Origin of the sequence: Pseudomonas auratipiscis, from assembly GCF_036324085.1 — a bacterium.
Taxonomy (GTDB): Bacteria; Pseudomonadota; Gammaproteobacteria; order Pseudomonadales; family Pseudomonadaceae; genus Aquipseudomonas; species Aquipseudomonas auratipiscis.
Window position 1 is genome coordinate 25506 of record NZ_JAZDCU010000003.1, and the last position, 25305, is coordinate 50810.

At 60.5% G+C, this 25305-nt stretch carries 27 protein-coding genes; 12 read left to right on the top strand and 15 right to left on the bottom strand.

The genetic code is table 11. The annotated features are described in order from the left end of the window. Position 1: 1 nt before the first annotated feature. Both V0R60_RS04940 and V0R60_RS04945 read left to right on the top strand, forming a co-directional pair. Positions 2–487 carry a nitrate reductase cytochrome c-type subunit gene (locus V0R60_RS04940; RefSeq protein WP_330079104.1) on the top strand — a complete coding sequence of 162 codons (486 nt, stop codon included), beginning with the start codon at positions 2–4 and terminating at the stop codon, positions 485–487. 9 nt (positions 488–496) lie between these two features. Further along, on the top strand, positions 497–1093 hold the full coding sequence (locus tag V0R60_RS04945) for a cytochrome c3 family protein (protein WP_136475981.1): 597 nt from the start codon (positions 497–499) through the stop codon (positions 1091–1093). A gap of 19 nt (positions 1094–1112) precedes the next feature. Here the strand turns inward: V0R60_RS04945 and V0R60_RS04950 are convergent, their stop codons facing one another. The 5 genes from V0R60_RS04950 to V0R60_RS04970 all read right to left on the bottom strand — a co-directional run bounded on the left by V0R60_RS04950 (position 1113) and on the right by V0R60_RS04970 (position 3838). Continuing rightward, a complete protein-coding gene (locus tag V0R60_RS04950; protein ID WP_136475980.1) occupies positions 1113–1562 on the bottom strand; it encodes a YMGG-like glycine zipper-containing protein in 450 nt (149 codons plus the stop codon). Positions 1563–1608: 46 nt separating this feature from the next. After that, on the bottom strand, positions 1609–1926 hold the full coding sequence (locus V0R60_RS04955; protein WP_136475979.1) for a DUF2388 domain-containing protein: 318 nt from the start codon (positions 1924–1926) through the stop codon (positions 1609–1611). Positions 1927–1992: 66 nt separating this feature from the next. Continuing rightward, positions 1993–2739, bottom strand: coding sequence for a hypothetical protein (locus V0R60_RS04960; protein WP_330079103.1), 747 nt, complete (start codon positions 2737–2739; stop codon positions 1993–1995). 86 nt (positions 2740–2825) lie between these two features. Next, positions 2826–3254, bottom strand: a complete 429-nt coding sequence (locus V0R60_RS04965; RefSeq protein WP_136475978.1) for a hypothetical protein — start codon at positions 3252–3254, stop codon at positions 2826–2828. Positions 3255–3322: 68 nt separating this feature from the next. Beyond that, positions 3323–3838, bottom strand: coding sequence for a DUF4142 domain-containing protein (locus V0R60_RS04970; protein ID WP_330079121.1), 516 nt, complete (start codon positions 3836–3838; stop codon positions 3323–3325). 181 nt (positions 3839–4019) lie between these two features. On the opposite strand from V0R60_RS04970, the gene V0R60_RS04975 reads away from it, so the two are divergent. Further along, positions 4020–5354, top strand: a complete 1335-nt coding sequence (locus V0R60_RS04975) for a cation:proton antiporter (RefSeq protein WP_330079102.1) — start codon at positions 4020–4022, stop codon at positions 5352–5354. 14 nt (positions 5355–5368) lie between these two features. Here V0R60_RS04975 and V0R60_RS04980 read toward each other — a convergent pair whose 3' ends face one another. The 3 genes from V0R60_RS04980 to V0R60_RS04990 all read right to left on the bottom strand — a co-directional run bounded on the left by V0R60_RS04980 (position 5369) and on the right by V0R60_RS04990 (position 6707). Next, positions 5369–5611 (bottom strand): hypothetical protein, encoded by a 243-nt coding sequence (locus V0R60_RS04980; RefSeq protein WP_136475976.1) that lies wholly within the window; start codon positions 5609–5611, stop codon positions 5369–5371. 23 nt (positions 5612–5634) lie between these two features. Beyond that, positions 5635–5829 carry a hypothetical protein gene (locus tag V0R60_RS04985; RefSeq protein WP_136475975.1) on the bottom strand — a complete coding sequence of 65 codons (195 nt, stop codon included), beginning with the start codon at positions 5827–5829 and terminating at the stop codon, positions 5635–5637. A gap of 113 nt (positions 5830–5942) precedes the next feature. Next, positions 5943–6707, bottom strand: a complete 765-nt coding sequence (locus tag V0R60_RS04990) for a sulfite exporter TauE/SafE family protein (protein WP_330079101.1) — start codon at positions 6705–6707, stop codon at positions 5943–5945. 102 nt (positions 6708–6809) lie between these two features. On the opposite strand from V0R60_RS04990, the gene V0R60_RS04995 reads away from it, so the two are divergent. Further along, the gene (locus V0R60_RS04995) at positions 6810–7700 is read left to right on the top strand and encodes a LysR family transcriptional regulator (RefSeq protein WP_136475973.1); all 891 of its coding nucleotides are present in this window, start codon (positions 6810–6812) and stop codon (positions 7698–7700) included. Positions 7701–7707: 7 nt separating this feature from the next. Here V0R60_RS04995 and V0R60_RS05000 read toward each other — a convergent pair whose 3' ends face one another. Together V0R60_RS05000 and V0R60_RS05005 are read right to left on the bottom strand one after the other, a co-directional pair. Further along, on the bottom strand, positions 7708–8976 hold the full coding sequence (locus V0R60_RS05000) for an NTP/NDP exchange transporter (protein ID WP_330079100.1): 1269 nt from the start codon (positions 8974–8976) through the stop codon (positions 7708–7710). A gap of 5 nt (positions 8977–8981) precedes the next feature. Continuing rightward, a complete protein-coding gene (locus V0R60_RS05005; RefSeq protein ID WP_330079099.1) occupies positions 8982–9899 on the bottom strand; it encodes an aldo/keto reductase in 918 nt (305 codons plus the stop codon). Positions 9900–10156: 257 nt separating this feature from the next. Here V0R60_RS05005 and V0R60_RS05010 point away from each other — a divergent pair, with 257 nt between their 5' ends. Genes V0R60_RS05010 through V0R60_RS05030 form a run of 5 tightly spaced genes read left to right on the top strand, consistent with a single transcriptional unit; the run spans position 10157 to position 14723 of the window. Further along, entirely contained in the window at positions 10157–10756 is a 600-nt protein-coding gene (locus V0R60_RS05010; RefSeq protein ID WP_330079098.1) for a paraquat-inducible protein A, read from the top strand. Further along, complete coding sequence (locus V0R60_RS05015) at positions 10753–11397, top strand: paraquat-inducible protein A (protein ID WP_330079097.1); 645 nt, start codon at positions 10753–10755, stop codon at positions 11395–11397. The genes V0R60_RS05010 and V0R60_RS05015 overlap by 4 nt, the downstream gene beginning before the upstream one ends. After that, positions 11378–13033, top strand: a complete 1656-nt coding sequence (locus V0R60_RS05020; RefSeq protein ID WP_330079096.1) for a PqiB family protein — start codon at positions 11378–11380, stop codon at positions 13031–13033. The genes V0R60_RS05015 and V0R60_RS05020 overlap by 20 nt, the downstream gene beginning before the upstream one ends. Positions 13034–13049: 16 nt before the next feature. Next, entirely contained in the window at positions 13050–13598 is a 549-nt protein-coding gene (locus V0R60_RS05025) for a PqiC family protein (protein ID WP_203584034.1), read from the top strand. A gap of 24 nt (positions 13599–13622) precedes the next feature. Continuing rightward, positions 13623–14723 carry an AI-2E family transporter gene (locus V0R60_RS05030; protein ID WP_330079095.1) on the top strand — a complete coding sequence of 367 codons (1101 nt, stop codon included), beginning with the start codon at positions 13623–13625 and terminating at the stop codon, positions 14721–14723. A 151-nt stretch (positions 14724–14874) separates the two neighbouring features. On the opposite strand, the gene V0R60_RS05035 is transcribed toward V0R60_RS05030, so the two are convergent. The 3 genes from V0R60_RS05035 to V0R60_RS05045 are packed head-to-tail and all read right to left on the bottom strand — an operon-like array spanning position 14875 to position 19069. Then, positions 14875–15633 (bottom strand): SDR family oxidoreductase, encoded by a 759-nt coding sequence (locus V0R60_RS05035; RefSeq protein ID WP_136475965.1) that lies wholly within the window; start codon positions 15631–15633, stop codon positions 14875–14877. Beyond that, the gene (locus V0R60_RS05040; protein WP_136475964.1) at positions 15630–17351 is read right to left on the bottom strand and encodes an FAD-binding protein; all 1722 of its coding nucleotides are present in this window, start codon (positions 17349–17351) and stop codon (positions 15630–15632) included. The genes V0R60_RS05035 and V0R60_RS05040 overlap by 4 nt, the downstream gene beginning before the upstream one ends. Positions 17352–17359: 8 nt before the next feature. Further along, on the bottom strand, positions 17360–19069 hold the full coding sequence (locus tag V0R60_RS05045; protein ID WP_330079094.1) for an FAD-binding protein: 1710 nt from the start codon (positions 19067–19069) through the stop codon (positions 17360–17362). A 197-nt stretch (positions 19070–19266) separates the two neighbouring features. Here V0R60_RS05045 and V0R60_RS05050 point away from each other — a divergent pair, with 197 nt between their 5' ends. Together V0R60_RS05050 and V0R60_RS05055 are read left to right on the top strand one after the other, a co-directional pair. After that, the gene (locus V0R60_RS05050; protein ID WP_136475962.1) at positions 19267–20250 is read left to right on the top strand and encodes a flavin reductase family protein; all 984 of its coding nucleotides are present in this window, start codon (positions 19267–19269) and stop codon (positions 20248–20250) included. Between the two features lie 87 nt (positions 20251–20337). Further along, entirely contained in the window at positions 20338–21291 is a 954-nt protein-coding gene (locus V0R60_RS05055; protein ID WP_168198462.1) for a site-specific integrase, read from the top strand. Here the strand turns inward: V0R60_RS05055 and V0R60_RS05060 are convergent. Beyond that, entirely contained in the window at positions 21281–22432 is a 1152-nt protein-coding gene (locus V0R60_RS05060; protein ID WP_330079093.1) for a glycerate kinase, read from the bottom strand. The genes V0R60_RS05055 and V0R60_RS05060 overlap by 11 nt on opposite strands. 103 nt (positions 22433–22535) lie before the next feature. Next, on the bottom strand, positions 22536–23636 hold the full coding sequence (locus tag V0R60_RS05065; protein WP_330079092.1) for a sugar diacid recognition domain-containing protein: 1101 nt from the start codon (positions 23634–23636) through the stop codon (positions 22536–22538). A gap of 161 nt (positions 23637–23797) precedes the next feature. Between V0R60_RS05065 and V0R60_RS05070 the strand changes: the two genes are divergently transcribed. Then, the gene (locus V0R60_RS05070) at positions 23798–25132 is read left to right on the top strand and encodes an MFS transporter (RefSeq protein WP_136475958.1); all 1335 of its coding nucleotides are present in this window, start codon (positions 23798–23800) and stop codon (positions 25130–25132) included. Positions 25133–25305 lie beyond the last annotated feature (173 nt).

Here is a 25305-nt window from a genome sequence, read left to right on the forward strand (position 1 = left end):
CATGACCTTTCGAATCTTGCCGTTGTGCCTGCTTGCCGTGATTGGCGTGGCCATCGCTGGTGATATCGACTACCCGCTCGATGCACCCGGGCCGGACGGCCGTCGCCCAGGCGGCACGCTGACCCAAAGCATGCCGGCAGCAGCGATTGCCAATGATGAAAACAAGGACCTCAAGCGCGAGCGCAACTACCCGGATCAACCGCCGACCATTCCGCACAGCATTCGCGGCTATCAGATCGATAAGAACAGCAACAAGTGCCTGTCGTGCCACAGCCGCGCCAACAGTGCCAAGAGTCAGGCGACGATGATCAGCATCACCCATTACATGGACCGCGATGGCCAGCCGCTGGCAGCCGTGTCGCCTCGGCGCTACTTCTGTAACCAGTGCCATGTACCGCAGAAAGAGATACAGCCGCTGGTTGGCAATAGCTTCGAAAACATAGATAAAATTCTGCAAGACGACGCCAACGCCGCTAAAAAACCTTAAGGAGGCGCCATGAAAGCACTGTTCGCCCTGCTTAAGGAGTACTGGGGTATCCTTTGTCGACCCAGCGTGTATTTCAGCCTGGGTTTCCTGACCTTGGGTGGCTTTATTGCCGGGATCATTTTCTGGGGAGGTTTCAACACTGCGCTGGAATTGACCAACACCGAAAAATTCTGCGTGTCATGTCATGAAATGCGCGACAACGTGTTTGTCGAGCTCAAGGACACCATTCACTACAGCAACCGCTCCGGCGTTCGCGCCAGTTGCCCGGACTGCCATGTGCCCCATGAGTGGACACATAAAATCGCGCGCAAGATGCAGGCGTCCAAGGAAGTGTGGGGGAAAATCTTCGGCACCATCGATACCCGTGACAAATTCGTTGCCATGCGCCGTGAGCTGGCCGAGCACGAATGGGCCAGGCTCAAGGCCAACGACTCGCGCGAATGCCGCAACTGCCACAACTTCGAGTTCATGGACTTCACGCGCCAGAGCAAGCGTGCCGCCGCCATGCACTCTACTTCTCTGGCCAAGGGCGAAGCCACGTGTATCGACTGCCACAAAGGCATCGCCCACAAATTGCCCGATATGCACGGGGTAAAAGGCTGGTAACGCAACGCGCCAGTATCAATCAGGGTGTGACTTGGTAGCCTTTACCCTGCAGGCAGCTGGTGTATGCCGAGGCATGGGTTGACTCACTGCTGTTGCGCTGGGCGCGGCGCTCCTGGCGTTGCCGCGAGCCACCGACCACCATGCCGGCTGCGGCGGTTTCTTTGGCGCGGTTTTGCCGGTAGTCCTGCTTAACGTCATCGTCGACGCGGTCGTAGACCTCGTCATGCTGGTTGCCCCGCACCTGAGCCCCCACCGCTCCGGCAGCAGCCCCCACTGCTGCGCCTTTCACCCGCCCCCCGGTAACAGGGGCCGAGGTCGAGGCACTATTGGCGCTGTTCTGGCATTCACTGGTGTCCATCTGGATCTGCTGTGAGCTTTGGCCGTTGAGGGGAACAACGGTTTCGGCCGATGCCTGGAGGCTGACAAGGGAGGCGACCAAGCAAAGGCCGAGCGGCGATATTCTGTACATGATGAGCTCCGATTCCTGGGTGAACGGCGGCTCATACAAGAATAGTTCAGCGCTCGCCGCCAGGTTCATCCTGAAGCAGGATTGCCCGGGCAATTTCCTCGTCACTGGCGCGTAAATCGGGGTTTTCCTGACGAACGCGCTGCATCATCGACTCCAGGTACACGCCCCGAATGGTGCCGCCACTGGCAATGAACGAGGAAGCATCGTCACGCGCCGGGATGATGCGTTTGTCATCCTTGAAGGTCGAATACAACGATGCAGAAACGCCCGCCGAGGTGGCTACATCACCGGCGTCGACACCGGCCAGGGCACTGCCCAGCGGCAAGCAAAGAATGAGCGAAGAAGCGATCAGTAAACGGCGCATGATGGTGCCTCCGGTTATGGGTTCCTACAACAAGTAGGATGCTCGCTACGACCTTGGAGTTCCCTGTCACTGCACTGGCAGAAAGTTCATCAACAGCAAGCTTTGCGCGTAGTTGAGGCCAATTCTCCGATACCGTTCATCCAACATTTGCGCTAAAAGGTCCAGGCGCGCGACGACCTTGCCAAACTCCACGGCGAAACTCAGGTTGCTGCCCTCCTCGGATATCTCATTGGAAAACAGCAATAACACGCCGTTGGCGTCCTGGCGCTGGCTGAGCATCCAGGTGGCTTTCTCGATGTTGCGCGCGGCGTTGTTCACAAACAGCGGGTCGATGGTGTCAGTGATGAAGAATTCGGTGCGGCCACCGTGCGCGGTCACCAGCATGCTGCCGATGGCATAAATGAATGCACCTACCCGGTCGCCCTTGAACTCAGGACCCAAGGCATAGCTCAGGGCGGCAAGGTCGCGGCGCTCACCCAATTGCGGCAGCGCCTGACGCTGCTCGATGGCCTGGCGAATCTGGCGCTCGGCCGTGGAGGCATCGACATAGCCGGACAGACGCCACTGGCTGGGGTTACGCCGATAGAGCTTGTTCATCAACAGATAGAGACTTTGCAGGTTGTCACGCATGCTCAGGGTGGCCATGCGGTCTACGCTCGTCTGAAACAACTCCTGGGGCGAGCCTTGACTGAACTGGGCGGCAATATCGCGCCCCTGCTGCTGACTGCAACCACTGGCACAACCTGCCAGCAGCGCAAACAGTAGCGCTTGACGCCATAATGGCGTGGATCGATCGGGGTAACTCTCAACCATCGGCACCGGGCCCGGACTCTCTGGCAGCGTCGGGAATCAGCACCGCCTTGGGATGAATAGAGCCCGCAGATTCTGAAAAGTGCCGCTCATGGCGCTTGCCAGCGCCCACCCGCACTCTCGCAGTCCTTGCGCAGCTGCTTTAACTGGGTCGAGTCGTAGTAGTAGGTCACCACCTGCGCCCCCTGCGGTATCGCTGGGCTATCGTGCCCCGGCGCCTTGCTGGTGGCATGGGGATTGGCCAGGCTTTCCTGGGTTAGGGTCGCGGTGCAGGTGGCAACGGAATGGTTCGCGCATTGCTCTACCCGACGCTTGTCACTGGTGAGCATCTCCTTGCTTTCGTTGCTGCACGACCAATCAATGGCATCATCGGCAACCTTGGTGAACCGGTAACAGGTATGCGATTCAATGCTGGGGATCGCCTCGCTTTGCGAGCGGGTGCGTACCTCGCAGGCTGAACCAAAACTTGCACCACTGACCAACATCAGGGCACTCAAAAAGATAGCTTGGCTATTCATCACGGTGTACCTGCAAGCAGGGTGCGCTGAAACGGGCCGCCCAGCGGACGACCCACTCTCAGAGCACGTTATGGCTTGGCTGCATCACCGCCATGCGCGGCTGCCAGGGCCTTGGCTTTTTGCAGGTGGGCCTGCAAGGTTGGCAAGGCCTCGGTTGCGAAGGCCTTCAGTTCTGCATCCTTACCGTCCTTGGCGTATTCCTGGAACAATTCGACGGCCGATTCGTGCGCCTTGACCTGGTTATTGGCGTACGCCTGATCGAACGACTTGGCACCGCGCAGCTCAAGGATCATGGCCTTGGCCTTGTCAATCAGGTCAGCCTCGGTAGAGACCTCGATATCCTTGCTGGTGGCCAGCTTCCTGAGTTTCTCGTTGGCGGCGCTGTGGTCCTTGACCATCATATTCGCGAACGCTTTGACGTCACTGGTGGTGCCCTTTTCCTGGGCCAGTTTGCCAGCTTCGACTTCGGCAACGCCTTTGGCCGAGGCATCCTCGACAAAGTCGTCGGCATCCTGGGCCGCATGCACGGCGCCAGCCAAGGTGAGGGCCAATGCAAAGGCCCCGGTACGCAAGCAAGTATTCATCATGAAACGTTCCTCATTGAAGGGATTCCTGAAACACTTCGGTTACCGCTATCAGTTCTGAGCCACGTCGATCGGCATAGGTTCAGCTTTTTTCACACCGACCTGCCCAATACGTTGAACCCCTTTCACCCCACCGGCTCGAATAGACAGATACCTGTACCCGGCCATGTGGGGTGGCGTGATGAGTTTTTTACTCTGGATGGCGGTACTGGGTGCGGTACTGCTGGTGCTGGCACTGACCTCCTCCTACTTGCGCTGGATGCCGGTCACCACATCTGCGGTGTGCCTGATCCTGGGTGTCGCCATCGGCCCTGCGGGGATGGGTGTGTTGCAACTGAACGTCGTCCAGGCAGCGCCATGGCTGGAACACCTGACGCAAATTGCCCTGTTGTTTTCGCTGTTTGTCTGCGGTCTCAAACTGCGTCTGGCCTTCAGCCGCCGCATGTGGCGGGTGGTTCTGGGGCTGGCCGGGCCGCTGATGCTGATCAGCATCGCCGGCCTGTGCCTGGTGTTGCACCTGTGGTTGCAGTGGTCATGGGGACTGTCGCTGTTGATTGCGGCAATACTGGCGCCCACCGACCCGGTGTTGGCCTCCCTGGTACAGGTCAACGATGCCCAGGACCAGGATGCGGTGCGCTTCGGGCTTTCAGGTGAAGCTGGGCTGAACGATGGCGTGGCCTTCCCATTTGTATTGCTCGGTTTGCTGTTGATCCGCAACCCCACACTCTCCGGCCACGGGTTACTGTTGTGGAGCCTGCAGGAGCTGGTCTGGGCAGTGCTGGCTGGGCTGGCCCTGGGCTACGTCATGGGCCACGGCGTCGGGCGTTTGATCCTCGCCTTGCGCAGTGGCAATACAGACTCGCTGATGTCACCTAATGATTACCTGGCATTGGCGCTGATCGCCTTGGCGTATGTCGGGGCCGAGCTCATCAGCGCCTATGGTTTTCTCGCCGTATTTTCCGCCGGGCTTGGACTGCGCCGTGCCGAAATGACCTCGGCAGCGCAAACATCGGTACCGGCTGAGCACCTGGTACAGCCAGGGCTCGATATTCAGCAGGCCCAGGCCGGACGGCTGGTGCATGGCGACACCTCGCAACTGCAAGACCAACAGGTGGCGGCCGGGGTGATGATGGGCGATATGCTGGCGTTTGGCGGTCTGGTCGAGCGGGCGATGGAGGTTTTCGTGGTGACCCTGCTCGGGGTCGTGCTGGCCGCCCATTGGGACTGGCACGCACTGGGGGTGGGTCTTATGCTGTTTGTACTCCTGCGCCCGGCCGGTGCGCTGGCAATCCCCTGGGGCACTTTGCTCGATCGCCAGCAACGGCTGCTGGTGGGCTGGTTCGGCATTCGTGGAATCGGCAGCCTTTACTACCTGTTCTACAGTCTAAACAAGGGCATCGGGCCTGAGCTCTCTAGCGCCTGCATCGACCTCACGCTTTCGGTGGTGGCCCTGAGCATCGTCGTGCACGGGTGTAGCACCCAACCCTTACTCGCTCGCTATGAAGGCGCACGCTAAATCGCCCACAGCTTTCAGGTATCGGGGTCGGCCAGTTTTTCCTCTACTGCCCTTTCCAAGGCGTTGACCTGAGCGCCATCAGCCAATGCCTGCAATGCCAGCCAGTCATCCCAGTCGATGGCCCCGTCATCGCGCAACGCCTCGGCTGTGCGAATCAAGGCCTTGTGATACAAATCAGGGGATTCACGCCGATAGCTTTCATCGTCGTACTGGGCATACCAGGCTTCAAGTTCCGGAATCGAACGTTCTATGGACATGGTCGAACGCCTCGCGGTTCGCTTCAGTGGAACAGATAGGCGTTGGCGGCCTTGACCAGATCCCGCCATTCACGGCTGTCGATCATCTGCGCGTCGAGCAAAGTATCGGCAGCCTTGAGCGCCTTGTCATAGCGCTCCTCGGGTTCCAGCTGCTGATAGGCCAACTGCAGATCCTGCCGCCATTGGGCCAAGGCTGACTGCTTGCTCTGCTTCATCATGCGCAGCTCCCCTGCAATACCTGTTCTCAGTAGAAAAGCTGCAGGGCGCAAACGTTCCAATTATTCAGCGGCAATGGCCGAATCAACGGATTGCCTTGGTGGCGTCGGGTGACTCAACTCAACAAAGCGCGACTGACCAGGGTTACGCCGCTTACCAGAATGATGATGTTGATCAACCTGACGAAGGCCTCACGAGACATCCTCAGATTGATATGACCGCCCGCCCAGAGCCCGACCACCATGGCAGGGAACAAGTAGATTGCCATCACCAGCAACGAAGCATCTGCATAGGCTCCGGCAATTACCAGCAAACTCAGGCGCAGTACCGTGCTGATACCGATCAGCGTGCTTTGCGTGGCGCTGACCTGTTCCTTGGCGACAATTCGCCCGTTCAAGTAAATCGCATAGAGGAATCCACCACTGCCGAACAATGAGCCAAACAATCCACCAAAAATCCCCAGCGGCATGGCCCAGCCAGCCGACAAGTCGAGCATGCGCAACGGCCTGATCAACATGTACAGCGCATAAGCGCTGACGAAACAGCCCATCATCAGCAATAACGCGTCGGCATTGGTCTTGAGCAACACCGTAATGCCCAGCACGCTGCCGATAGCCATGAACGGCAGCAGTCGAAGCAGTTCAACACCCACTACGTGTCGGTGGCCGCGCAGCAACTTTGCAGACGACGCAAGCAGATCGAGCACCACCAATAACGGGATGACCTGGGATAAAGGCATGTAGCGCAACAGCACTGGCCCGGCCACCAGCGCAGTACCAAACCCGGCGATGCCGAAAATGACATAGGCCGCGCTAATAGTCAGTAGCATCACCAAAAGGCTTGCGCCGGCAACCGGTGGTTGGAGTAGAACCTCAAGCATTTCATCGCCTCCGTGGCATGTGCGGCACATCCTAGCCGAGGCCGGTGAAATCCGACTAATATGAAAAATACACTTAAGCGATCACATTTCGGCATGACACAAATGATTTCAATGAAACAACTGCGTTACTTTGTCGAAATTGCTGAAAGCGGGAGTTTCAGTGGCGCGGCGCAAAGACTGTTCGTTGCGCAATCGGCCTTGAGCCGACAGATCAAAGAGCTGGAAAGCCATCTGGGTACAACGCTGTTCGAGCGCACGGCGCGTCAACCAAACCTGACCCAGGCCGGTTTGGCTTTTCTACCCAGAGCCAAAGCTATTCTGATTGATGTGGACAGCGCGGGACGTTTGGCCAGCTCGGTTGGCCAGGGTCAAAGCGGCACCCTGCGCTTGTGTCATGCCAGTACGGTGCCACTGGTTGGCAAGTTGCAAGAGGTGCTCAGCCACTACCTGAGCCTGGCTCCGGCGGTGAGCGTAGAGGTTTGTGTAGAGTCGTCGGCAATCCAACTGCAGGATCTGCTGCACCATCGTATGGATATCGGCTTGCTGCGTCTGCCGGTACTGCACCAGCCCGATGACCTGACCTTGCTTCCGTTGTTCAGGGAGCAAGTGGTGGTTGCCGTGGGCCCCACTCATCACCTGGCGAGCGAATCCAGGATTGCGCTTGCGCAGCTTCGTGACGAGTCTTTCGTGTCAGTGCCCCACCCGCAACGTGGTGGGCTCAGCTATCTGTCGTTCGAGCTTTGCGCCAAAGCCGGATTTTCACCCAAGCCTGCGCAGGTCTATTCGGTTAAGCGCACACAGTCATTGCTGGTTCAGGCAGGTTTTGGCATTGCACTACTCCCCGCCTCAACCGCTCGCGCCTCTTCCCTGCATGCAATTGAAATCACCGACGAGGGTTGTGAAAGCGAAGTGGTGCTTGCATACCGGGAGCACGCATCGCCACTGGTGGCTGCCTTCGTCGCGCACTTTAAAGAGGCCTTTTCGAGCCATTGACGCCCTTCTATTGCTCAGTTTCGCGCCGACGCTGCTCACGCCCAAGCCACCCACCGGTAAGCGCCCAGATCAACGCTATTGCTGCGCCGATAAGCATCGCCAACCCGGGATGCTCGCCGAGCAGGTCCAGCCCTCGCTTGACCCAGCCGCTCAGTGCATCACCACCCCGATAGACCACGGTATCGGTGAAGTTCTTGGCCTTGTACTTGTGCTCCGGCGCCACCACGGTATAGAGCATCTCCCGCCCGGGCCTGACCAGCGCATACTCCCCTCCACGCCGCACCACCATCACCACCACAAACACCGCAAACAACGGCGCCATCGCCAACCAGAGAAAACCGACGACCATTACCAGCGGTACTGCGACCAGCAAAATACCCACCCCCAGCTTGCGCGCCAGGTGCCCGGTAACAAACACCTGGGTAAGGATAGACAAGAACTGCACGGCGCTGTCGATCAGGCCAAATACCTGTGTCTGTTCGGTTCGGCTGGTGAAATGCTCAGCCACCAGGCGTGCCTGTTCGAAGTAAAGGAAGGTGCTGACGCTCGCCAGCAACACCACAAACAACGCGATCGCCAACAAATACGGCGAACGCAACACCTCGCTGGCACCGGCGAAGGGATTGCCGCCAAGCGGCCGGGAGCGCGGCAATTCGGCGTCAGCGGGCAGCGGATGGCGATCTCGGTACTGGTGTAGATAGGCTGCGGCGACTATGCACCCCAGCAGGCAGGCAGTGGCCAGCACTACCAGCCCACTGTGGCCGATGACCCCGACCAGCAGTGTACCCAGTAACGGCCCGACCAACCCGCCAACGCTGGCGCCGCCGGCCAGCAGGCCGAACAAGCGCTTGGCCTGCTCACTGGACAAGACATCGGCCAGCACACTCCAGGCCAGGGAAATACTCAACAGATTGAACATCGACAACCAGATGTAGAACGCCCGCGCACTCCACAGGTTGTCTGGCTGCTGGGCGAACAGCGCCGCAAATACCAGCAGGTTGCTGGCCAGAAAGCTGTAGGTCCAGGGCAGGATGCGCCGTCGCTGTACTTTCGTGGCCAGCCAGCCGAATAGCGGCAATGCGATCAGGGTCAGTACAAAGGTGCCGGTGAACAACCACTGCAGATTCTCCACGCCCCCCGCCACACCCATGGTTTCGCGCACCGGGCGCAGCATGAAATAGCCGACGAACAACAGGAAAAACAAGCTCAGCCCGGCAACTACGAGGGGGCCTTCGCCTTTGCGCACATTGAACAGGCCCGTTTTCGACGAGACCATGGCAGTCAGGCGAACTGTTCAATAAGTTGCTTGCGCTGTACGTCACTCAGTAAGGGGCCACTGCCGGCCTTGAGTTGATCGAACTGCCGGTCTGGACGACTGGTGGCCGGAATCACCGCCGTCACCGCCGGGTGGCTGATGGCAAACTTGAGAAACAGCTGCGCCCAACTGCCGATGCCCGCCTCCTGCGCCCAGGCCGGCAACGCCTGGCCCTTGACCTTGGCAAACAGCCGGCCGTCATCGAAGGCGCGATTGATAAGGACCGCTACACCTTTATCCTGTGCCAGCGGCAGGACAGTATGGGCAGCCGCTGGAGAGTTGACCGAATAGTGGATCTGAATGAAATCCAGCTGTTCATTGCGCAGGATGCCTTCAAGTGTTTCCAGGCCACTGTCTGTGTAATGGGTTACTCCCACATAGCGGGTGAGGCCCTGCGCCTTTAGTTCGCGTGCGTACGGCAACTGGCGCTGCCAGTCGCGCAGGTTATGGATCTGCAGCAGATCGACCTTGTCGGTGCGCAGGTTTCGCAAGGTGGCGGCCCACTGCGCCTCGGCCGCAGCGCGACTGTCTGCGGCGATCTTGGTGGCCAGAAAGGTTTGGCCGCGCCAGCCACCTTCCTCAAGCAACTGGCCCAGCACTGCATCGGCGCCACCGTAGTTGGGCGAGGTATCGATAACCTGGCCACCGCCGTCGAAAAACACCTTCAGAACCTGCTTGAGCTGCTGGTACTGCGCCGAATCCGCCTCGACTTCGAAACTGCCGGAGGTACCCGCTCCAATCACCGCCAGCGCCTCGCCACTGGCGGGGACCTTGCGCGTAAGCATCAGATGGCTGCTGGCAAAACCTGGGCCCGACAGCCCCAGGCAACTAAGGCCCACGGCAAGCGTGGCGCTGGCGGCTAGAAAATCACGACGGCTGGGCATGGCGGGCTTCCTGGCTAATGGCTGGGCCAAAGGAAAAGCTTAGCCTTGTGAAATTTACCCCGCCCCCTCAATCGTTACCGTATGTGTTGTTTTCGATTGGAGTACATTTGTACTCTTGCGCATTGACAGGCATGGCGCCCACACCAGCGTTTTCCTCAATGCCCACTCTCAAAGTGGCTGATTGCGCAAAAATCCGCGACCTTGCGCATACGCCGACTATATTGAGCTTGTCCCCGCCCGTAGCCTGAGCGCGCACCATGCTCGATACCGATCACCTGATCATCTGCGAACATTGCGATTGCGTTTATCACAAGGTCCCCCTCAGCAAGCACCAGAAGGCCTTGTGCCTGCGTTGTGGCGCAGTATTGCAGCGCTATAACGGCCTGACCTTGCAACAGCGTCTGGCCTTGAGCGTCACCGCCGGGGTGCTGTGGGTGCTGGCCAACTTCTATCCGGTGATGAGTATCAGCCTGCAGGGCTTTTCCAACAGTGCGACGTTGTGGGATTCGGTACGCGCCCTGGCGACCGGCCCCATCACTTTCATTGCCCTGGTGGCGGCCATCTCGATCATCATTGCGCCGATGTTCCAATTGCTGCTGCTGATCTGGGTGCTGTGCTTCGCCATGGCCGGGCAACGCTCGCCGGCCTTCCACCTGTGCATGCGCTGGCTGGAAACCCTGCGCCCATGGAGCATGCTCGAAGTCTGCCTATTGGGTGCCTTGGTCGCGGTGTTCAAGCTGGCCGGGTTGCTCGATGTGCTACCCGGTATCGGCCTGATTGCGCTGGCGGCGCTGAGCCTGTTGATGATCCGCATTGCTGGGCGTGATATCCGCGAACTGTGGGATACCCTGCCATGAGCCGCCCGCCGCTCGCCTGCGAGCTGAAGCTGGTGCTGTGCCACGCTTGCGGCAAAGCCTGTGATACGGGTCGCTCCGTGCATAATTGCGAGCGCTGCGGCGCACCGGTGCATGCGCGCAAGCCTAATTCGCTGACCCGTACCTGGGCGTACCTGATCGCGGCGCTGGTATTCTATATACCCGCCAACCTGCTACCGGTGATGAACACCAAAATGCTCGGCAGTGGTGATGACAGCACCATCATGAGTGGGGTCATCGAATTCTGGTCCCATGGTGCCTGGGACATCGCTCTGATTATCTTTATCGCCAGTATCGCCGTGCCGGCGACCAAGTTCGTCGCCCTCGGTTTACTGCTGATAACCGTGCAACGCGGCAGCAATTGGGCGCAGAAAGAGCGCTCCAAGCTTTATCGCTTCGTCGAGTTGATCGGCTACTGGTCAATGCTCGACGTTATCGTCGTGGCGCTGGTTGCAGCGCTGGTGAAATTCCAGGCGTTGGGCGACATAGAACCGCGCCCGGGCATTCTGTTTTTCGGCCTGGTGGTGGTATTCACCATGCTCGCCGCCATGAGTTTCGATCCCCGAATGATCTGGGAAAGCCGCCAACCCGAGGAGCACACGGATGAAGTCAGCAGTCACTGAGGAGCCGCCAGTGCCAGGCCCATCGACGGTAAAGACCCGACGCTTCAGTGTGTCGCTGGTATGGATCGTGCCGATCATTGCCGTGTTGATCGGCGTTTCACTGGTCGTGCATAACTGGCTGCAACAGGGGCCAACTATCCACATTACCTTTAAGACCGGCGAAGGGCTGACCGCCAACAAGACCGAGGTCAAATACCGCAACGTGGTCATCGGCCATGTGACCACGGTGGAGCTGAGCCAGGATCAGAAAAGCGTCACCGCCACTGTCAGCCTGGTCAAGCAGGCTGACAATTTCACCCGCGAAGACTCCAAGTTCTGGGTGGTGCGCCCACGCATTGGTGCCGGCGGGGTTTCCGGGATCGATACGCTGTTTTCCGGCGATTTCATTGGTGCCGATTTCGGCCAGTCCAACACCCGCGCCAAGGCATTCAAGGGCCTGGAAATGCCACCGCCGATTACCTATGGCGAACCTGGCAAGCGTTTTACCCTGCATACCGACGACCTGGGCTCGCTGGGGGTGGGTTCACCGGTGTACTACCGCAAGATACCCGTAGGCCAGGTGGTGGCCTATGAACTGTCCAAGGACGGCAAAGGCGTCGATATCGAAGTTTTCGTCCACTCCCCCAACGACACATTCATTACCGACAACACCCGCTTCTGGAATGCCAGTGGCATCGACGTCGAAGCCGGCGCCAATGGCTTTGCTGTACGTACCGAGTCGCTGTCGTCGCTGCTGGTGGGCGGGATCGCCTTCCGTGCCCCGCAGTACAACCCCGAAGACCAGGTAGCCGCCGAAGACAAGGTGTTCGAACTGTTCGAAGACGAAAAGACCGCGCTCGCCCCACCCAACGGTAAACCGCAATACTTGGCCCTGCGTTTCGACCAGGCCCTGCGCGGCTTGAGAGTGGGTGCGCCGGTGGAATTCCTCGGTGTAGAGATTGGCCGCGTGGTCTCGGTGAACCTGGACTTTGATGTCGAACAGCGCTCTTTTCCGGTCAACGTCGGTATCGTGATCTATCCGCAGCGCCTGGGCAGAGCGCATACCAAACTGCTCAAGGCACTGCATCATGACCCTGACGATGAAAAGGCCGCCGCGCAAGTACTGGGCACCTTTATCGAGAACGGCCTGCGCGCCCAGGCGCGCAGCGGCAACCTGCTCACTGGGCAGTTGTATATCGCTCTGGATTTCGACCCCAAGGCTGCGAAAGTGGCGTTCGACCCGACGGCGCGGCCAATCACCATCCCTACGGTGCCGGGCAGTCTTGAGCAGCTTCAGGAGCAGTTCCAGGCCATGGTCGAACGCATCAACCGCCTGCCCATCGAGCGTATCGCCAACAACCTCGATGCCAACCTGGTGGAACTGCGCAAGGGCCTTGCACAGTTCAACTCGCGCACCTTGCCAGGGGTCCAGGGCACCTTGCAGGAGGTCAGCAAAACCCTGCAGTCGGCCAACTCGACCTTGGCCGACGACTCGCCGCAGCGCGAACAACTGACCCAGACCCTCGATGAACTGGGCCGTATGTCGCGCTCGATGCGCGAGCTGGCTGATTACCTGGGGCGCAACCCCGAGTCCTTGCTGCGCGGCAGACCCAAGGATGCCCCGGCTGACCACCTGAAACCCTCATCCAGCAACTGACGCAGGAGCACCGATCATGGCGAACGCCACAAAATTCGCAGTGCTGGGTCTGATTGTGCTGCTGTCTGCCTGTCGCAGCGACCCCATTCACTACCACACCCTGACCCCGCAACAACCAGCATCGGCCAGCAACGCCGACATCCAGTTAGAGCGCATCAGCGTGCCGCCGCAGGTCGACCGACCACAAGTGGTGGTGCGCCAAAGCAACAGCAGCCTGGCAATCCTTGAGACCGAATGGTGGGGCGCAAGCCTTGCCGACGAGTTGCAAAACGCCCTGACCAACCAGTTCACCGGCAGCAACCAGCCACGCCTGGGGTTGCGCGTGGATGTGCAGCGTTTTGACTCGGTACCGGGCCAGTACGCGCTGTTCGATGCGCGCTGGCGCCTACGCGCAGCAGGGGGCAGCGAAGCCAGCGCGCTCAACTGTCGCAGCGTCATCCAGACCCCGGCCGGCGCCAGCATCGAAGACCTGGTAGTTGCCCACCAACAGAACATCAAACGCTTCACCGAACTGGTAAGCCAGGCTGCCAGCGGCGGCGCCAACCGCTGTCCGTCCGTACGCTAACATCGCCTACACAAGGAAGCTGCCATGACTGAGCAACGCCCGATACAGTTTGGAAACGGCAGAGAACTGCTGGATGTTCTGATCAGAGCAGGATTGATTGCGGTACTGGTGATGTTCTGCTTCGAGATCTTCAAGCCATTCCTGAGCCTGATGCTCTGGGCGGTAATCCTGGCGATCACCCTCTACCCCTTGAACCAGCGTCTGGCCAGCATCCTTGGCAACCGCCCCGGCTGGTCGGCGACTGTTCTGGTGATTATCGGCCTGGCGTGCCTGATCGGCCCCTTGAGCCTGCTCGGCACCTCAGTGGCCGAGTCGGTCAGGCTGGGCATCCAGGGCTTCGAAGACCAGGTCATCGAAATACCGCCACCGCCCTTGAACGTCCGCGACTGGCCGCTGATCGGCGCGCCGCTCTACCGCATCTGGGAGCATGCCAGCGGCGACCTGAGTTGGGCGTTGTCACAGGTAGCCCCGCACCTCAAGGGCGTGAGCAAGACGGTGCTGACTCAACTGGCGGGTGTCGGCTCGGGCATCCTGGTGTTCGTACTGGCCCTGATCGTTGGCGGAATAATAATGGCCAAGGGCGAAACCGGTCACCGCACCGGCGTTGCCATCGCCACGCGTATTTCCGGCCCGCAGCGTGGCCCACAACTGGCAGCCCTGTGCACCGCCACCATCCGCGCCGTCGCCCAAGGCGTGGTCGGCATTGCCTTTATCCAGATGCTGCTGGTGGGCATCGGCCTGGTGGTCATGGGCGTACCGGCAGCCGGCGTACTGGCCTTGCTGGTACTGCTGCTGGGCATTACCCAACTGCCAACCCTGCTGATCACCCTGCCGGTGGTCATCTACGTATTCGCCCACGACGGCGTCGGTGTCAGTACCGTCCTTTTCGCCATCTGGACCATCCTCGCCGGCCTCTCCGACAACGTCCTCAAACCCCTGCTGTTGGGCCGAGGCGTAGCGGTTCCCATGCCAGTAGTCCTCATCGGCGCCTTAGGCGGTATGCTCACCAACGGCATCATCGGCCTATTCATAGGTCCAGTATTACTGGCAGTGGGGTATGAACTGTTCATGAGCTGGGTTGCCCAACCGCTGAGCGAGCCTGCCCCCATCGAGGAAAAACCTTGATCTGCGCTTGATCGCTACCCGCCCCGTCAAGCACAAGGCCCCACAGGAGCCCCACAGCGCAGCGAAGGGTCCTGGTGGGCCACGCCCTTCGCTTATGGGGCGACTGCCAAAGCAAGGCGTCGCCAAGCCACAACAGAGACCAGGCACGGCCCTAAATACTCATCAGCAACTGCCCGCTGTCGACCCGCAACTCAACCCCATTGATCGCCCGCGACTCATCACTGGCCAGGAACAACACACTGGCAGCGACATCCTCTGGTAGACACATGCGCTGCATCGGATCGCTGTCAATAGTCATCCGCTCAGGGGCCAAACCTGCCGGCCAACTACCGCGCGTCATAGCGGTGAGTACACTGTCCGGGTGCAAGGTATTGCAACGAATACGGTACTTGCGCTGGCGACAATGCACCGCCACCGAACGCGACAAAGCCGCCACTGCGCCTTTGGAAGCGCTATAGGCCAGGTAATCACCGCGCCCACCCAACGCTGCAATAGATGACATATTGATGATCGAGCCACCCGTTGCCTTCATCAGCGCAATGCCCTCACGGCAGCCGAGAAACACGCTGTCGCTGTTCACCTGCAGTACCCGATGCCAGTCATCCAGCAACGTATCTTCAATCGAGCCGCTGCGCAGGATGCCCGCGTTATTGAACAGAATATCCAGGCGCCCATGCCGATCACGCAAATAGGCCATCACCTGCTGCCAGTCGCTTTCACTGCTGGCATCGTGACGAACAAAGGCGGCGGCCGGGCCTATCTCGGCGGCAAGGGCCTGGCCTGCTTGTTCATCAATGTCGCTGATCACCACCTGCGCGCCTTCTGCCGCCAGCAACCGTGCGCAAGCGCGGCCAATACCGTTTGCGCCGCCTGTGACCAAGGCAACTTTGCCCTGTACTCGTCCACTCATATACCGGTCCTCGTTGGAATTGCTTGCGCCGTATCGCGGGGCAGGCCCGCCTCTGAAACCCTCACTGAAGCGGCGGCGCAACCGGCCCGGCGCCCGGAAAACACGCAGTCCGCCAAGGACAGGCCACTGATGTACAGGTGCGACGGAATGCCCAGCGCCGTGCGTCCGGCGGCGTACAGACCGGCAATCGGCTGACCGTTGCTGTCCAGCGCCGCGCCGGTGTCTTCGTCCACTTTCAAGCCGCCGAGGGTCAACGCCCCGAGGGGGAAAATCGGATTGCCAACGGAAATATCACAGGCATAGAACGGCCCCTGATCGAGCACCTCGCGACAGCCGGTGGACTTGCCGAACTCGTCCTCACACTCGCCTCGGGCGGCGCTGTTGTTGCGCGCCAGCGCCTGGTTCAAGGCATCGACCTGCATACCGGCAGCCTTGGCCAGTTGCGCCGGGGTCTTGCCCTTGCGCGGCTTGAACAACATCAAGGCCAGTGCCGGTAAAGCCTGGAACCACCAATAGCCACCGAACAGCGCCTGCCTGATCGCCTTGGTCCGCAGTCGCGCATCGAGCACCAACCAGGCGCGCCCACCCTGCTCTTCCATCAGCGGCTGGCCAAGCGTGGCCCCATAGACTTCCTCGTTGCAGAAGCGCTTACCATCGCGATTGACCACGATGCCTTCGGGCCAACAATGCGGTGGGTTGATAAAGCGCCATGCCGAAACACGCTCAAGCCCGGCACTGGCGGCGCCAGCGCTTTGCCCCAGGCGCAGGCCGCTGCCATCGCAACCGGTGGCGCCGACCTTGAAGTTGCGGCGATAGGCGGGTGCATGCTCGCGCATCAACTCTCGGTTGAAGATAAAGCCCCCAGTACTGAGCACCACGCCCTGCCGTGCGCGCACCCGGTATGCCTGGGCGTGCTCTCGCTCCAGGCGAGTGGCGCGCTGGCGTAACTTGTCACAGTAGCCGGGTGCGAGGTTTTGCCAGCGTTCGGCGCGTGCCATCAGCCGCGTATGGGCCTTGGCCGCCTCGCTACCCGGCAGCAAGCGCCACAACTCGGCACCGATCACCCGGCCTTCGCCGTCCTGCACCAGGCGCCGCGCCGCCGATTGCAACAGCGGACGGACACCCGCTTTCAGGCAGGCTGACTGCAGATGGCTGTACAGCACAGCGCCGCACTGCCCTTTGCCCACTGTACGATGACCGCGGGCTGCCGGGGCCAGCGTACCGGTATGCGACGGCACCAACTCATTGCCGGAGTAATAGAGAAAATAGCCATCTGCAGGATAGGAGGTCTTCCCGCCGGGCGGCATCTGGTGACCGAACGGCGCACCGTGGCTTTGCAGCCATTCCAGGTTGGCCACACTCTGTTCGCAGAATCGGCGCAGCGTGCTGTCGCTGACCACCCCGCAGGTTTCGTGCTTGAGGTAATCGAACATCGCTTGTGGACTGTCGCTGATGCCGGCGGCCTGCTGCTGGCGGGTGCCTCCCCCGGCGTAGACAACGCCACCGCTTTTAGCGCTGGCGCCACCACCGGTGAAACGGTCGGCGATCAACACGTCGGCGCCATTGGCCCGCGCCTCAAGGGCCGCGCAGGCTCCCGAAGCGCCCCAGCCAATCACCAGCACATCGCACAGATCGTCCCACTTCAACAGCTTGCTGTCGCTCACTCGCAAGGGTGCCAGGATGGTGCTGCAGGTTGAATCCTTGTTTATTGGCTGCATGGTGGCTCCTAACGTTGGCTGGCGAGGTGGTTGGCGGCGATAAAGGCGAAGGTCAGCGCCGGCCCCAGGGTGCCGCCGGCACCGGGATAGCTGGTGCCCATCACCGAGGCCGAGCAGTTGCCAATGGCATACAAGCCGTCGATCGGCTGGCCGTCTTCGCGTACCACCTGGGCGTCGGCGTTGGTCAACAGGCCACCCTTGGTGCCAATGTCACCCGCATCCATGCGCATGGCGTAGAAAGGCCCTTTGCGCAGCGGCGCCAAGCACGGGTTGGGTTTGATATTGCTGTCGCCGTAATAGCGGTCGAAGACATTGCCGCCGCGGCCAAAGTCCGGGTCTGTACCGTTGCGCGCATAGTCGTTGACCTTGGCCACGGTATTCTCCAGGCCATCAGCGTCTACACCGATCGACCGAGCAAGCTCGGCCAAGGTCTCGGCCTTGAAGTACAGGGTGTTGCGCCACTCCTTGGGCAAGCGGCTGTCGGGCATCACCTGTGCCGGCATCAGCGGGCCCATGGCATAGTGCTGGCGAAAGTGGCCGTCAAAAATCACCCAGGCTGGCACACTGTGGCCACCGGTTACCTGGTTGTCGCGGTACATAGCGTCGACGAACTCAAGGTACGGCGCGGCCTCGTTGACGAAACGCTGGCCGTGGCCATTGACCACAATGGCACCGGGGAATGCCCGTTCGGCAAAGATGCCACGTGGTTTGTCCTCACCCGGTACGGCAATGGTTGGCGCCCACCACGCCCAGTCCATCAGCGCTGTTGCCGCGCCCTGGGCGATCCCGGCCTGCAGCGCTGCGCCGGTATTGTTGCCCGGCGGGGTTGCACTCCAGGCCATGCGCGTAGGCTGCGGCAGGTACTGTTCGCGCAATGCCTGGTTCTGTTCGAAGCCACCGGAGCCGAGGATGACCCCAAGACGTGCCCGAAGCGTAAGCGGCTGCCCGTCTCGCATCACGTTGACGCCAGCAATGCGCTCGCAATCGCTAAGCAAACCGGTGAAATCGGTGTTCAACCACAGCGGCACATTGCGGTCCATCAACGAGCGCCGCAGCGCAGCGACCAGCGAACTGCCCAGCGCCGCGCGACGGTCGTACTTGCTTTTGCGCCGCCATTTGAAGTCCAGTTTGTAGCGCAGCATCAAACCGAGAATCAGCAATTGCCAACCAAAACCACGGGCCATGGCCTTGTGGGCGTCGCGTGCGGTCCAGGCAATGCGCCCCATGAGCAAGGTGGTGGGTGAAGGCTTGCGCAGGTGGTCCAGTTCCTCGCCCAGTTCACTGGTGTCGAACAACTCAGGGTCCAGGGTGCGGCCACCTGGCAAGGCACCTGGAAGGTGCGGGTAGTAATCCGGGTATTTGTCGGCCACCGCATAGCGCACTCGGCTGGTACGGGTGAGGGTTTCAATCATCTTCGGTGCGTTGTCGAGGTAGGCGCGCAAGCGCCCCTCGTCCACCTGATCACCTGCGGCCGCCTGCAAATAGGTCAAGGCCAGTTCGGCACTGTCTTTGCCACCCTTGCGGGCGAAGTAATGATTGTTGGGAATCCAGATCCCGCCGCCAGAAATCGCCGAAGTGCCGCCGTACTTGTCGCTCTTTTCCACGATCAGCACGCGCAACCCCTGGTCGGCGAGAAACACCGCCGAGGCCATCGACCCAGCGCCTGAGCCGACCACAATCACGTCATAGACAGTTGGAGCCTGAACTTGAGCAGTCATTGTTGTTATGCCATTGGCTGAAATTCAGTGTGGATCATCGACCCGGCGCAGACCGTGCTCATCGTCAAAGCGGACTAGATGCAACGCCGCGCAGGGCTGGCCTCAACGGTAAAAAGCGTTAGTCCATTAAGACGATGTGTAGACAAGACCCGCGCCCAATACTGGCACCACGAAATCCCACCCCATGAGGACATGTCATGGCTACGCCAAACATCGGTTTCGACCCTCAAGCCTTCCGCAATGCGCTGGGCACGTTCACCACCGGGGTCACTATCATCACCACCCAGGCCGAAGACGGCTCGCCAGTGGGAATCACCGCCAACAGTTTCAACTCGGTATCGCTCAATCCGCCGCTAGTGCTCTGGAGTTTGTCGAAAAAAGCCCGCAGTTTGCCGGTATTCAGCACCGGCAAACACTGGAACGTGCACGTGCTGTCTACCGAACAAGAGTCGCTGTCTGGCCGTTTTGCCACTCAGGGCGAGGACAAGTTCGCCGAAATCCAGTTCGACAGCGGCATCAGCGAAGCCCCCTTGCTACAGGACTGCACCGCGCGCTTTCAGTGCCGCACCGCGTTCCAGTACGAAGGCGGCGATCACGTGATTTTTGTCGGCGAGGTGCTGGCATTCGATCACAGTGAGCGTGCGCCGCTGGCGTTCCAGAGCGGCCAGTACGCCCTGGCCATGCGCAAACCGCGCAGCGAACTGCGCCTGGCTACTACCCCACCGCCGCCCGAGTGCAGCTACACCGAAGACCTGCTTGGCTATTTGCTGGGGCGCGCGCACTATCAGTTGCTCAACGCTTTGCGCCTGTTGTTGAACAACCAACAATTGGATGAACAGGCGTTTTTCATTCTTTCGGTACTGTGCATCCGCGACAACCTCAGTCTGGAAGAGATCAACACCTTCGTGAACTACACCGGTCACGAAGTGACACTGCCAAGCATGCGCTTCCTTGAGCGACAGAATCTGGTAGCCATTGAAGGGGGTCCAGGCCAACAGCGCTTTGTGCTTACCGCCAACGGCCGCGAAGCATCGCTGCAACAATTGGCCCTGGCCAAGCTGGTCGAGGAGGATTTGTCAGTTAAATTGGGCCCGGCTGACGCTCAGGCGTTGAAGGTGTTGCTCAAGCGTCTGATCGTGGTCAGCGACCCAGGTCTGCCCGACTTGTGGGCGCCGCGCTGACGCGCACTCACCGCTTGGCCCGCAACTGTTTTACAATGCATGGCGCTCGAGGCCTCTCATTTTCAGCCTCGAGCACCGAGGCGGGTAATGAACACCATCGAGCGCTATCTTCAGGCGGCCACCCGCGACAACACCCGACGCAGTTACCAAGCGGCGGTCCAGCACTTCGAAGTAAGCTGGGGTGGCTTTCTTCCCGCCACCGCCGACAGTATTGCCCGCTACCTGGCCGACCACGCTGACACCCATGCAATCAGTACCCTCAAACAGCGCCTGGCGGCGCTTGGGCAGTGGCATGTCAGCCAGGGTTTTCCCGATCCGACCAAGGCACCGGTGGTACGCCAGGTGCTAAAGGGTATTCGAACCCTGCACCCGGCCGAACCCCGGCAAGCGGCGCCGTTGCAAATCCAGCACTTGCAGCAAGCCATTGCGTTCCTGGAGCAAGAAGCCCGCCAGGCCCGCGAGCGTCACCACCTGCCCGAGCTGTTGCGGGCTCGACGCGATGTGGCGTTATTGCTCATCGGCTTCTGGCGTGGTTTTCGCGGCGATGAACTGGCTCGTCTGCACGTCGAACATATTCAAGCTCAGGCCGGCAAAGGCATGCACATTTACTTGCCACGAAGCAAAGCTGACCGCCAGGCACTCGGCACTCGCCATCAGGCGCCAGCACTGAAAGTGCTGTGTCCAGTGCAGGCCTACCTGCAATGGATCGAAGTGGCAGGCATCGCGCACGGCCCGGTGTTCCGCAAACTCGATCGCTGGGGCAACCTGAATGAGGCTGCGCTCAACAGCAACAGCCTGATCGCCTTGTTGCGGCGCATCCTGGAACGCAGCGGGATCTCGGCTTCTTCATATACCAGCCACTCGTTGCGCCGCGGCTTTGCCACCTGGGCTACCAGCAACGGCTGGGAGATCAAGGCATTGATGAGCTACGTCGGCTGGAAAGACGCCAAGTCGGCGTTGCGCTACATCGATGCCTCGGCCTCTTTCGGCGAACTGGCTGTGCTCGACAAGCCACTCGAGCAGCCTGCAATCATCGGTTAGACGCTGATTGATGGGCACACGACCACAAGCGCGCAACATCGCCAGCACGATCCCGCAATAACTCTGCGGCATTACCACACGCCTGTTCGAGGCTCATCGGCCCACTGGTTACAGCGAATGCTGCATCAATGCCGTGGCCGTACAATTGCTGGTAACCTTCTCCCAGGGTTCCGGCGATGACCAGCACCGGTACACCGTGGCGCTTGGCAACCCGAGCGACACCGAAGGGTGTTTTGCCCCGCAATGTTTGCGCATCGAAGCGCCCTTCCCCGGTAATCACCAGATCAGCGCCTTGCACGGCCGATTCCAGGCCGGCCAACTCTGCGACCACGTCGATACCCGGCCGGAAGGTCGCCTGCAGGAACGCCTTTGCCGCAAAGCCCATGCCGCCGGCGGCGCCGCAGCCTGGAAAGTCACGCACGTCTTCGTTGAGCCATGCTGCGCAGTGGTCGGCAAAGTGACCCAAGGCCTTGTCCAGCGACAGCACCTGTTCGGCACTGGCACCTTTCTGTGGGCCGAAGATAGCCGACGCGCCATTGCTGCCGCACAGCGGGTTGTCGACATCGGCAGCAACCTCCAACTGCACCCGGGCCAAGCGCGGGTCCAGCGCGCTGGCATCAAGGCGCGCCAGTTGGCTCAACGCCAGGCCACCCTCGGCCAGCGCCTGATCCTGCGCGTCGAACAGGCGCACGCCCAAGGCCCTGAGCATGCCGCTGCCACCGTCGTTGGTGGCGCTGCCGCCGATCGCCAGAATGATCCGCTGCGCACCGGCATCGAGGGCAGCGCTGATCAACTGGCCGGTGCCAAAGGTGCTGCTGCGGCACGCGTCACGCTGTCCAAGGCCGAGTAACTGCAGGCCGCTGGCCTGGGCCATTTCGATAATCGCCGTGTGGCTGTCGGCCAACCAGCCCCAGCCGGCTTGCACTGTCTCGCCCAGCGGGCCTTGTACGTGCTGACGACGCAGTTCACCACTACAGGCCGCAATAATTGCCTCCATGGTGCCTTCACCACCATCGGCCATCGGCCGCTTGAGCAACTGCGCGTCAGGCCAGACCTGGGCCAGACCCAAGGCGATGGCATCTGCCACACCTTCAGCGCTGAGACTGTCCTTGAACGAGTCGGGGGCGATGACGATTTTCATGGGGGTTCTCCTGCTCCAGTTCGTTGCATGCTGACAGCTAGCGCGTGCGCGGGCTTCTGGCGGATGCACAAAAGCTGCATATGTGCATTGGGCAGTTTGCCAATCAGGCGTTTACCGGCAGCAGTTGCAAGCCCAAGTACAAACTCAGCATGCCGTCCAGGCGCAGCGGATCGACCTCGCTGAGTTCGGCAATACGCTCCAGGCGATAACGCAAACTGTTGCGGTGAATTCCCAGGGCGTCGGCACAGGCCTGGCTTTGCCCGTCATGGGCGCACCAGGCGCGCAGTGTCGCCAGTAGCTGACCACTGTTGTCCTTGGCGCGGATGCGTTGCAGGGGTTCGAGCAGCTCATCCAGGGCATCATCGTTGCGATGGCGCCACAGCAATGCCGGCAGCCGGTAACGCTGCAGCGTGAGCGTTTGCTCGCCCGGCACCACTTCGCGACCATAGGCCAGCAGGTCTCGCACGCGTCGATAGCCGCGGCGCAATTGTTCGATGCTTTGGGCGGGCAGACCTGTTGCCAGGCGCTGCACCTGCCAGCCATGACGCTGCAACCGTTCCAGCAGCCGCGACTCGTCCATGGCAACATTGGCCGGGCGGCACCATAGCAATGAGTGACGCGCCGGGCTCACACACCAACTGTCGGGGTAACGGCTCATCAACCAGCTGGCCAACTCTTCGGCTGCAGGCCCGTTGTCCAGTTCGAACAGGCATGGAACGCGCGCCAGTTGCGGCTTGAGCCCCAACTGGCGGGCCTCGTCGAGCAGACGCGGCGAATCGCCCGAACCGCCCAGTAACAACGCGAGCAGATCGTCACAGCGTTGTCGTCGCCATTGCTGCTCCACCTGCAGGTGGCGCTGAGCCAGGAGCATTTCCGCGGTCATGCACACCAGTTGCGCGTAGGTTCGCAGGTGCTGCGGGTCACCGGTAAGCCCCAGCACCCCCATCAAGCGTCCGTCGAGCAACAAGGGGACATTGATTCCCGGCTGCACCCCTTTCAGGCATTTGGCGGCCTCGACATCAAGTTCGACGATGCGACCATTGGCCAACACCAGCTGCGCGCCCTCGTGGCGGGTGTTGATGCGCTCCGGCTCGCCGCTGCCGAGGATCAGGCCCTGACTGTCCATGACGTTGACGTTACACGGCAGTATGGCCATCGCCCGATCGACGATATCCTGCGCCAGATCATGGTCCAGTTCGAACATGAGAGGATCCTTGTTATCGCAACAGTTGGTCCGGGGCACAGCAGGTCAGTCGATTTGCTGTGCAAAAGCACAAAGACAGCCACGGCCCGCTCACTGAGACTCGTCGCAGCAGCCACATTGACGCTGACTGCGGCGATAAACATAAAAACAGAGAGAGAATCATGTCATACAGCTCTGCCCCTGACCAAGGCCAAGACGTCGCCCGCAATGCCCTTTACCGGCGCATTACCTGGCGACTGATTCCCTTCATCTTCATCTGCTATCTGTTCAACTACCTGGACCGGGTGAACGTCGGTTTTGCCAAGTTGCAGATGCTTGATGCTCTGAAGTTCAGCGAAACCATCTACGGCCTCGGCGCCGGGATCTTCTTCATCGGCTATGTGGCATGCGGCCTGCCCAGCAACCTGGCGCTCAACCGCTTTGGTCCACGACGCTGGATTGCGTTGATGATGATTGTCTGGGGCACGTTATCGACCTGCCTGCTGTTTGTAACTACACCGATGGAATTCTATGCCCTGCGCCTGTTTACCGGTGCGGCTGAAGCAGGCTTCTTCCCCGGCATCGTGTTGTATCTCTCGCGCTGGTTCCCGGCCACGCGCCGTGGTCGGATCATGGCTCTGTTCATGTCGGCGATCCCGGTTTCCGGCTTGCTGGGCGGTCCGTTTTCCGGCTGGATCCTCAACCACTTCGCCGCCGGCCAACATGGCATGGCCGGCTGGCAATGGATGTTCCTGATCCAGGGGCTGCCCACCGTACTGCTTGGTTTCCTTGCGATCTTCCTGCTCAGCGACGGTTACGCCACCGCCAAGTGGCTGAACCCGGCTGAGCGTCAGCTCATCAAAAGCGACCTTGACGCCGATGCGGCAAGCAAACCAGTGACCACCAGCGACAGCCTGTTGTCGGTGTTCAGCAACCCGATCATCTGGACTTTCGGCTTTGTCTACTTCTGCATCCAGAGCGGCGTGTATGCGATCAACTTCTGGCTGCCATCGATCATCAAGAGCCTGGGTTTCAGCGACGCCTTGCTGATTGGCTGGCTGAGCGCGATTCCTTACTTGCTGGCGGGGGTCTTCATGCTGCTGGTGGGCCGTTCGGCAGACCTGCGCAACGAGCGACGCTGGCACTTGGTCGTGCCCATGTTGATGGGCGCGCTGGGGCTGCTGATTGCGGTGAACTTCGCGCATAACCCGGTGATTGCCATTATCGGCCTGAGCATTGCCACCATGGGCGCCCTCACCGGCCTGCCCATGTTCTGGCCGATGCCGACCGCCTTGCTCAGTGCCGGCACTGCGGTGGCAGGGCTGGCAATCATCAACTCGGTCGGGCAGATGGCAGGCTTCCTCAGCCCGTACCTGGTTGGTTTCATCAAGGACCAAACCGGTTCAACCGATGCAGCGCTGTATTCGCTGGCCGCCTTGATCGTGGTGGGCAGCCTGGTGGCATTGCGCGTATCACGCGTGCGCACGCTCGGCACAGTGGGCGAACAGGCTAACTGAAGGTGACTAAAGAGGCCGGTCGTGGTGGACCGGCCTGCTTGTTCAGCACTTGCCCTTACTCGAACATCACCTTGCCACGGTCGTTACGCCAATGCTCGAACGGGTGGTTCGCTATCAGAAATGGAATTAATCATCGGCTAATCCGTTCTGATGATAGATAGCCCATTGCGAGT

Bases quoted from the DNA above. Each gene is read 5' to 3' on its own strand.
- V0R60_RS04940 (WP_330079104.1), top strand. From the start codon at position 2: ATGACCTTTCGAATCTTGCCGTTGTGCCTGCTTGCCGTGATTGGCGTG.
- V0R60_RS04945 (WP_136475981.1), top strand. From the start codon at position 497: ATGAAAGCACTGTTCGCCCTGCTTAAGGAGTACTGGGGTATCCTTTGT.
- V0R60_RS04950 (WP_136475980.1), bottom strand. From the start codon at position 1,562: ATGTACAGAATATCGCCGCTCGGCCTTTGCTTGGTCGCCTCCCTTGTC.
- V0R60_RS04955 (WP_136475979.1), bottom strand. From the start codon at position 1,926: ATGCGCCGTTTACTGATCGCTTCTTCGCTCATTCTTTGCTTGCCGCTG.
- V0R60_RS04960 (WP_330079103.1), bottom strand. From the start codon at position 2,739: ATGGTTGAGAGTTACCCCGATCGATCCACGCCATTATGGCGTCAAGCG.
- V0R60_RS04965 (WP_136475978.1), bottom strand. From the start codon at position 3,254: ATGAATAGCCAAGCTATCTTTTTGAGTGCCCTGATGTTGGTCAGTGGT.
- V0R60_RS04970 (WP_330079121.1), bottom strand. From the start codon at position 3,838: ATGAATACTTGCTTGCGTACCGGGGCCTTTGCATTGGCCCTCACCTTG.
- V0R60_RS04975 (WP_330079102.1), top strand. From the start codon at position 4,020: ATGAGTTTTTTACTCTGGATGGCGGTACTGGGTGCGGTACTGCTGGTG.
- V0R60_RS04980 (WP_136475976.1), bottom strand. From the start codon at position 5,611: ATGTCCATAGAACGTTCGATTCCGGAACTTGAAGCCTGGTATGCCCAG.
- V0R60_RS04985 (WP_136475975.1), bottom strand. From the start codon at position 5,829: ATGATGAAGCAGAGCAAGCAGTCAGCCTTGGCCCAATGGCGGCAGGAT.
- V0R60_RS04990 (WP_330079101.1), bottom strand. From the start codon at position 6,707: ATGCTTGAGGTTCTACTCCAACCACCGGTTGCCGGCGCAAGCCTTTTG.
- V0R60_RS04995 (WP_136475973.1), top strand. From the start codon at position 6,810: ATGATTTCAATGAAACAACTGCGTTACTTTGTCGAAATTGCTGAAAGC.
- V0R60_RS05000 (WP_330079100.1), bottom strand. From the start codon at position 8,976: ATGGTCTCGTCGAAAACGGGCCTGTTCAATGTGCGCAAAGGCGAAGGC.
- V0R60_RS05005 (WP_330079099.1), bottom strand. From the start codon at position 9,899: ATGCCCAGCCGTCGTGATTTTCTAGCCGCCAGCGCCACGCTTGCCGTG.
- V0R60_RS05010 (WP_330079098.1), top strand. From the start codon at position 10,157: ATGCTCGATACCGATCACCTGATCATCTGCGAACATTGCGATTGCGTT.
- V0R60_RS05015 (WP_330079097.1), top strand. From the start codon at position 10,753: ATGAGCCGCCCGCCGCTCGCCTGCGAGCTGAAGCTGGTGCTGTGCCAC.
- V0R60_RS05020 (WP_330079096.1), top strand. From the start codon at position 11,378: ATGAAGTCAGCAGTCACTGAGGAGCCGCCAGTGCCAGGCCCATCGACG.
- V0R60_RS05025 (WP_203584034.1), top strand. From the start codon at position 13,050: ATGGCGAACGCCACAAAATTCGCAGTGCTGGGTCTGATTGTGCTGCTG.
- V0R60_RS05030 (WP_330079095.1), top strand. From the start codon at position 13,623: ATGACTGAGCAACGCCCGATACAGTTTGGAAACGGCAGAGAACTGCTG.
- V0R60_RS05035 (WP_136475965.1), bottom strand. From the start codon at position 15,633: ATGAGTGGACGAGTACAGGGCAAAGTTGCCTTGGTCACAGGCGGCGCA.
- V0R60_RS05040 (WP_136475964.1), bottom strand. From the start codon at position 17,351: ATGCAGCCAATAAACAAGGATTCAACCTGCAGCACCATCCTGGCACCC.
- V0R60_RS05045 (WP_330079094.1), bottom strand. From the start codon at position 19,069: ATGACTGCTCAAGTTCAGGCTCCAACTGTCTATGACGTGATTGTGGTC.
- V0R60_RS05050 (WP_136475962.1), top strand. From the start codon at position 19,267: ATGGCTACGCCAAACATCGGTTTCGACCCTCAAGCCTTCCGCAATGCG.
- V0R60_RS05055 (WP_168198462.1), top strand. From the start codon at position 20,338: ATGAACACCATCGAGCGCTATCTTCAGGCGGCCACCCGCGACAACACC.
- V0R60_RS05060 (WP_330079093.1), bottom strand. From the start codon at position 22,432: ATGAAAATCGTCATCGCCCCCGACTCGTTCAAGGACAGTCTCAGCGCT.
- V0R60_RS05065 (WP_330079092.1), bottom strand. From the start codon at position 23,636: ATGTTCGAACTGGACCATGATCTGGCGCAGGATATCGTCGATCGGGCG.
- V0R60_RS05070 (WP_136475958.1), top strand. From the start codon at position 23,798: ATGTCATACAGCTCTGCCCCTGACCAAGGCCAAGACGTCGCCCGCAAT.